Below are 6,914 nucleotides of genomic sequence, written 5' to 3'. Positions count from 1 at the left end.
GGGCGGGTGGGTCGGCTCTGCCGCGGTTGGCGGGGGAGGTGGGGCAGATGGTGGTGCTGATGGACCCTGGGCGGGGGGTGCTGGGGATGACGAGGCAGCTTGAGGAGCTGGTGGAGCATCTGGGGCCAGAATCCATGGATCTGCTGGATGTGGGGGGTGATGTGCTGGCGCGGGGGGATGAGCCGGGGCTTCGGAGTCCGTTGGGGGATGCGCTCGCGTTGGCCGCGTGCCGGCGGGTGGACGCGGAGGTGCGGCTTCTGGTCGCGGGGCCGGGGTTGGACGGGGAGTTGTCGGCGGGGGAGCTTCGGGGGGTGCTCGGGCGGAATGTGGTCACGTTGACGGAGGAGGATGCGGGGAGAGTCGGCGGGGTGCTGGAGTGGCATCCGTCGGAGGCGACGGGGATGTTGGCGGCCACGGCGCGGGGGATCCGGGGGCTCTGCGAGATCAGGGACGCCGGTCTGGCGGTTCCGCTCACGGATGAGGGGCCAACGGTGCACGAGGTGGATCTGGAGGAGGCGTTCGCGCGTAATCGGCTCGCGCGGGCGGTGGCGGAGACCTCGACGCTCGCCGAGGCGGAGGAGCGGAGCAGGGAGGTCTGCGGGTTCTCCGAGATCGACTACGAGCGGGCCAAGGCATCGTGGCTCGGGGCCGAATCCCCTGTGGGTTTCGACCCCGAGGACGTGCTGCGGCGGGTCGCCCGCTTCGAGCGGCGGGCCCGGGAGCGCCGGATCAGCTACACCACCTTCCGGCACCTGGCCGAGGTGGTGGGTGTCCGTGGTGGCCGGTGGGAAGAGTTCAGGGCGTTGTTGCTGGAGAGGCATCCGGAGCAGTACGCGGCACCGCTCTGGCGGATCCCCGTGTGACCGGGGCGATGTCCGCCGGGAGGGCTTCGGCGACGAGCGCGAACGCTTCCTCCGGGGCGCGGGTCTCGGCGATACGGCCTCCACCCGGGGCTCCCATGGCGAGGAAGGTGCCGCCGCGCAGGCGGTAGACGGTGCCGCCGACGCGGGTGTGGGGCAGCTCGGTGGTGGTGCTGAAGAAGAGCGTGCCGTGGCTGATCGCGGGGAAGAGCGCTCTCAGGCGTCCCTGGGCGTGGGCGGCGCGGACCGTGTCGGGGTGGATCAGCACAGGGCCGGTGCCGGTGCCGGTGCCGGTGCCGGTGCCGGTGCCGAGGAGATGGTTCCACTGCGCCGTCACGATCTCCTCGACGGTGCGGTTGTCGTCGGTCATGGGTGATCACCTGTTTCTGCTCGCGGGCGGGTCGGGAAGGCGGTGGTCACAGGCGCTTCGCGCTGCGCAGCGTCTTGGCGTAGTAGCCGTTGCCGTCGAGGCGGGAGACGCCGCCGATGTCGCCGATGGTGGGGCCGTTGATCTCTTCGCGGCTGGAGACGAAGATGAGATGGCCCTCGGTGTCGTGGCCGAGGACCATGCCGACGTGGTCGAGGCGCTGGTCGGTGCGCTGGTCGAGTTTGAAGAAGACGAGGTCGCCCGGCTGGAGCTGGTCGATGGCGGAGGGGCGGTCCTGGGCCGAGACGCCGGTCAGGGGGAGGATGTCCGCGCCCCGGGGGGAGCGGGCCATGCCGTTGGCGGTACGGGGGAGGCCGTCGCCGGACTTGTCGGAGGACATGAGGGGGTAGCGGGCGCGGTACCCCAGGACCATGCGGATGTAGCCGGAGCAGTCCAGGGAGCGGGCGCGCATGGATTCCGGGGTGCCGGTGGTGCCGTCCCGGAAGGGGTAGGGCGTGCCGAGGTAGTCGTAGAAGTCGGACTGTTCGAGGCGCAGATCGCCGTTCTTGTCGCCGGCGGTGTTCAGGGGGCCGAAGTTCGCGTCGCCCGCGTAGACGAGGCCGTTCTCGTCCTTGTGCTGGGCGGCGCCGGCGACGTACTGGAAGGCGAAGGCGAAGAGGTCGGCCTCTTTGCTGCCGGCGTTCTTCGCGTACCACTCCTTGAACCATTTCTTCTTCTCCGCGCCCTCGGTCCAGGGCTGCGGCATGATCCGCACCCAGTCCGTGGTGGAGACCTTGGAGGCCGTGGAGGCGGGTTCGGCGAAGGTGCGGGCGGGGCCGGTGAGTTTGGCGGTCTGCGCGCCGTCGGTGAGGACCGCCTCGACGCGGCCGTCGGGGCCGCGGAGGACGCTGCGGGCGGGGTTCTCCAGCCGGGACCACTTTCCCCCGGTCCTCTCCGAGGCGGGGCCGGCGTCGGCGGAGGTCCGGCCGCCGCTCAGTATGCCGACGTCGCGTATCTCGGTGACTCCTCGGTCCTCCCGCTCACGCAGTTCCAGGGTCAGATAGCCGGACGTGGCGACGAGCCCGAGGACCACGAGGCCCGACAGGGCACGGCGGGACTTCTTCTTGGACGCCAAGGCTCTTCCTCGATTCTCGGAGATTCTCAGACGGTGGGCATGACGCCGAGCAGCAGGCCCGCCGCGACGACGATGTAGGCCATGAGGGAGACGGAGGCCGTCGCCAGCAGGGTGGGGCCCTTGGGCTGGCGCACCAGCTGGTAGGCGATGAGGCCGGGGACGATGAATCCGAGAGTCTCGTTGCCGTACAGCAGGGGGAACTCGATGGAGAGGACGATCATCACGGTGGCCTGGAGCAGCACCCCCAGGAGGACGACGGCGGCGAAGAGCCGCTTGCCGTAAAGGATCATCAGCTTCTGCATGATCCTGGTGCCCGCGTAGGTCAGGGCGGTGACGCCGACGACCATGGCCGCCCGCTGGAGGTCCTCGATGAGGGTCAGGGCGAGCCAGCCCGGCGTGATCATCCCGCCGGGGGAGAGATTGGTGGTGAGGTAGCACAGCAGGGAGAAGAACAGGCCTATGGCGATGCCCAGGGCGGCCATCTCGGGGGTCAGGGCGGCGGTCGTCAACGGGGGCTCTCCGGGCGGTAGTACGAGTGCGGAGGCGGCTGATCGCCCTCATGAGCCTCATGGACTTCATGAACCTCATGGACCTCGTAGGTCTGATGGCCCTCATAGGCCTGGTGGGCCTCGTACGTCTCATGGGTCCGTCGGTGATCGGGCTCGGGCCACGGGTCCCCCTGCGGGAGCCGCACCACCCGGAGTTCCTGGGTCTGGGAGGCCTGGTAGCGCTCCTCGTACGCCTGGGGGTACGAGGCGTACGGGTCCAGCCGGACCGGATGGACGGGTACGGGAGGTGTCTCCGGGCCCGGGCCGGTGCCGGGGGCGCTCTCGTCGGCGGGCAGTTCGGCGAGGTGTTCCAGCAGCTCCTCGCCCTGGCCGTGGATATTGCCGATGGCGACGAGCGAGGAGCCGTCGGGCATCCGGCCGAGCACGGCCGGCATGAAGTCCTCGGCGGGACGCCGGTCGCCGCCCAGGTCGACGGCACGGTCCCGCCACTCGGCGGGGATGGCGTCGATGGCGCTCTTGGCGGGGTGGCCGATGACGAAGACGTTGTCCGGCCGGAGATCGGGGACGATCTCGCCCATCTGGCCGTTCCGTTCGACGCGGTCGGGCCGGCAGTTGATCACCACGTTCAGCGGGCGGCTGATGGCTCCCAGGTCGAGCAGCTGGTTGACGTTCATCAGCGTCGACTCGGGGTCGTTCGCCGCGAAGACGTTGGCGAAGGCGAGACGCTTGCCCTCGGGCGTCACATAGCGCTCCACGGAGAGGACGCCCGGGTCCGGCGGGGCCTCGTACATGCCGCGCAGGGCGACCTCCCGTTCGACGCCGAGCAGCTCGGCGACGGTGAGGGCGATCGCGACGTTCTCCTTGAAGGTGAACCAGCTGAAGCCGCGCAGCTCCGCGTCGGTGACGGTCTCGGGGTCGGCGTAGACGAGCCGGCAGCCGCGGGCGTCCGCCTCCTCCTGGAGGATGTGGAAGCGCTCCTGCTCGGCGGTGACGCAGACGCCGTTCTCCGGCATCGAGCGGCACAGCGACCGGGCCACGTCGTCCAGGGTGGGGCCCATCTCGGCGAGGTGGTCCTCGCGCACATTGCACAGGACGCCGATGGTGGAGCGGATCAGCTTGCTCTGGTTCACCTCCTGGAGGGCGGGCATGACGGCCATGCACTCGATGACGAGGGCGTGGGGGCGGTAGGCGGCGGCCCGGCGGACGATGCCGATCTGTTCCACCACATTGGCGATGCCGAACTTGCGGTAGACCGGCTCCTCGGTCGCGTCGGGGTGGATGAAGCGCGCGGCCGTCCCGGTCGTCTTGGCCACGGTGACGAGATCACCGCCGCGCAGGGCTCCCGCGCAGAGCCGGGTGATGGAGGACTTGCCCCGGATGCCGTTGACGAGCACCCGGGCGGGGATGGTGTGCAGGGCGGCGTAGTGCCTGCGCTGCTCCACGATGCCCGCGATCAGCAGGAACACCGATCCGGTCAGCAGGACGAGATAGAGGTAGAGCACGGCCTGTCACCTTCCGTCGATGTCGAAGTCGGTGCCGATGTCTCCGACGGGGCCCGGATCCGGGTGCGGGCCCGGGCCCGGGTCCGGATCCGACATCCGCCGCGCCCGGCCCTGTCTGTGGGCCTGCGCCTGCTGCCGCAGCAGTTCGAGGCTGCGTACGACGGCGCCCACCTCGTCCTGGTAGCGCGGGTAGAGCACGGACTTCAGGTCGCCGTCCACCAGCTTCTCGGCACTGGCGGCGAGGGCCCTCAGGGGCCGTACGACCACCAGATGGATCCAGCCGAGGCAGAGGATGATCGCGGCCAGTCCGAGCATCCCGGCGAGGACGCTCCGGTCCTCGCGCTCGTACGGGGTGATCTGGAAGCGCTCGGCGTTCTGCCGGCTGACGACGGTCCAGCCGATGTCGGCGGTGACGCCGCCGCCGGAGAAGGGGGCCGCGGCGGCGACGGTGACGCCGTCCCCCTTCCGGATGAGCAGGCCGTTGGCGACCGGGCCGGCGCCGGTGCGGACGGCGGCGGCGCGGGCGAGGTCGTTCAGGGACCGGCCGGGCAGTTTCTCGAACGCCAGGTATCCGCCGTTGGCGGAGATGGTCAGGCCGTCGGGGCCGACCACCCGGACCTCGCCGAGGCCGGGCCGGGCCAGGAGGGAGTTGAGGAACTCCACCCGGATCTCGCCGACGAGGGTGGTGCCCTCACGGCCCGGTACGGGGGCTCCGGCCTGGATCACCGGCTTTCTGTCTCCCTTGCCGGAGACCCTGACCGGCGGCAGGTCCTTGCCGCGGGCCCAGGCGTGGGGGGAGCCGCCGGCCCGGGCGAGCGGATCGCCGTCGCCGTCACCGTCGACGAGGTACAGGGCCTGGTAGCGCGGGTGCGTCCGCAGGGTCTCCTTGAGCAGACGGCCGGTGGCAGCACCGGTGTCCGCGCCGCCCCGGCTGCCGTCCGCGCCGATCAGCCGGGCGGTGGAGACAAGGTCGGCGTGCGCCTCGTTGAGCGCCCTGCGGAGCCGGTCGGCGATCAGCTCCGTACGGTCGCGCTGGTCGTTGACCATGGTCGTCGGCACACTGACCGAGTCGTCCGTACGGTTCAGCAGCAGGCCGACGGGCAGGCACCACAGCAGGAGCAGGGCGGCCGTCAGCGCGAGCGATCCGCGTCCGCCGACCCGGCTTCTGCGGCGGGAGACGGGGCCGCGCCCCGCCCCGCCGAGCTGCTGGCGCAGCCGCTCCAGGGCGGAGCCGATCCGGGCGGCCTCTCCCCTGCGGGGCACCGAGACCGGCCGGGTCAGATCACCCCGGGCGATTCTGCGCGACTCCAGGAACAGCCGCAGCAGGGGCCGCTGCACGGTCGCCCAGAGCACGGCCACCGCCAGCAGCCCGAGCAGGACGAGGACGCCGGAGACGGCCAGTCCGTACAGCCCTCGCCCCCGGTCCTGCTCCCCGTCGCGCTGCTGGACCACGGGGAGCAGGGCCACGACCGTCAGCCCGAGACCGGCGGCGGCGCTCTTCTTCTCCTCGGGGTTCGCGGAGGCGAGCGAGGCGTATCCGGCGAGGGCCGTACGGCCGTTGTACTCGCCGCCGACGAGGGTGCCGCTGACGCCGGGGTACCCCCGGGAGCCGGGCTCCTTGGTACGGACGGGGTGGCGCTCGGCCCGGGCCGCCGCCTGGTCGGACAGCCGGCTCATCTGCTTCTGGAGGAAGGCGAGTTCCTTGCGCTCCTGGTCGGAGTTGAGCCCCTCGGCCCGCTCGAACCCGGCGGTGGCGAGGATCTCGCCGTCCTTGGCGGCGACCGCCATGGTGCGGAACGGGCCGAGCTCGATGGCGGGCACGGAGAGGCCGCTGGAGGCGATCAGCAGCTGCTGCGGGCGGTCGTCCCAGTCCAGGACGGCCGTGGTCATCAGGCGTACGTCGCCCGTCTCCAGCCGCACCATGCGGGGGGTCAGCGCCCGGTCGCCGGTGAGGACGCCCTTGTCCAGCCAGCCGAGAGGGATCGATTCGCCGCGCGCGGCGAGCACGTCCCCGCTCTTCAGGTCGACCACGGTGGTGCCGGTCCACTTCTGGTACGCCCGTCCCAGGTCCGCCAGGACGCGTTCGGGTTTCACCGGGGAGCCCGAACTCAGCGCCCTGGCGGTGCGGTTCAGATCGGTGACCCGCTCGTCGATCGAGGCGCGCATGGCTATGGCGCCGTCCTCGGCGAAGTACTGCTGCGAGGAGAGCACCGCCCGCGGGGCGGCCGTCTCCTTCCCCGGACCGAGCACCTTCGCCGTCAGGCCGGCCAGGGCGAGGATCAGCACGCACAGCAGCGCGATGGGCGGGCGTATCCCGCCGAGGAGGGGCATGTCCGCGCGCCTGCGGCTCCGCCGCCGCCCCCCGCGCACGGCGTACGCGCCCTTGCTTGATTTCACTGGTGCTCTTTCCTGGTTCCCCCGGCCACGGCACCGCACGGGCAGGACCTCCCGTGCTCCCCCGTGCTCCCCGTACTCCCCCGCGCGGGCCCCCTGCCCTCCCCCGCGCTCCCGCGCACTCCCCCTGGAGGACGCGCCGCGCCA

6 protein-coding genes are annotated in these 6,914 nt (G+C 71.6%); 1 reads left to right on the top strand and 5 read right to left on the bottom strand.

Annotation, left to right across the window (positions count from 1 at the left end; translation table 11 throughout):
• The coding region (locus ABD371_RS14005; RefSeq protein WP_344476534.1) for a DUF1152 domain-containing protein at nucleotides 1-863 on the top strand (863 nt) is incomplete at its 5' end.
• On the opposite strand, the gene ABD371_RS14000 is transcribed toward ABD371_RS14005, so the two are convergent.
• Genes ABD371_RS14000 through ABD371_RS13980 form a run of 5 tightly spaced genes read right to left on the bottom strand, consistent with a single transcriptional unit; the run spans nucleotide 796 to nucleotide 6,704 of the window.
• Nucleotides 796-1,230, bottom strand: a complete 435-nt coding sequence (locus ABD371_RS14000) for a DUF6193 family natural product biosynthesis protein (RefSeq protein ID WP_344476532.1) — start codon at nucleotides 1,228-1,230, stop codon at nucleotides 796-798. The two genes, ABD371_RS14005 and ABD371_RS14000, sit on opposite strands and share 68 nt — an antisense overlap.
• A 46-nt stretch (nucleotides 1,231-1,276) precedes the next feature.
• A complete protein-coding gene (locus ABD371_RS13995) occupies nucleotides 1,277-2,362 on the bottom strand; it encodes an NlpC/P60 family protein (RefSeq protein ID WP_344476530.1) in 1,086 nt (361 codons plus the stop codon).
• A 26-nt stretch (nucleotides 2,363-2,388) separates the two neighbouring features.
• Nucleotides 2,389-2,871, bottom strand: coding sequence for a poly-gamma-glutamate biosynthesis protein PgsC/CapC (locus ABD371_RS13990; protein WP_344476528.1), 483 nt, complete (start codon nucleotides 2,869-2,871; stop codon nucleotides 2,389-2,391).
• Nucleotides 2,868-4,373, bottom strand: a complete 1,506-nt coding sequence (gene pgsB / locus ABD371_RS13985) for a poly-gamma-glutamate synthase PgsB (RefSeq protein ID WP_344476526.1) — start codon at nucleotides 4,371-4,373, stop codon at nucleotides 2,868-2,870. Before pgsB ends, ABD371_RS13990 begins: the two co-directional genes overlap by 4 nt.
• A 6-nt stretch (nucleotides 4,374-4,379) precedes the next feature.
• Complete coding sequence (locus ABD371_RS13980; protein ID WP_344476573.1) at nucleotides 4,380-6,704, bottom strand: HAMP domain-containing protein; 2,325 nt, start codon at nucleotides 6,702-6,704, stop codon at nucleotides 4,380-4,382.
• Nucleotides 6,705-6,914: the final 210 nt, after the last annotated feature.

Source organism: Streptomyces amakusaensis (assembly GCF_039532665.1).
GTDB lineage: Bacteria > Actinomycetota > Actinomycetes > Streptomycetales > Streptomycetaceae > Streptomyces > Streptomyces amakusaensis.
This window is presented reverse-complemented; position numbering and strand designations above follow the sequence as displayed.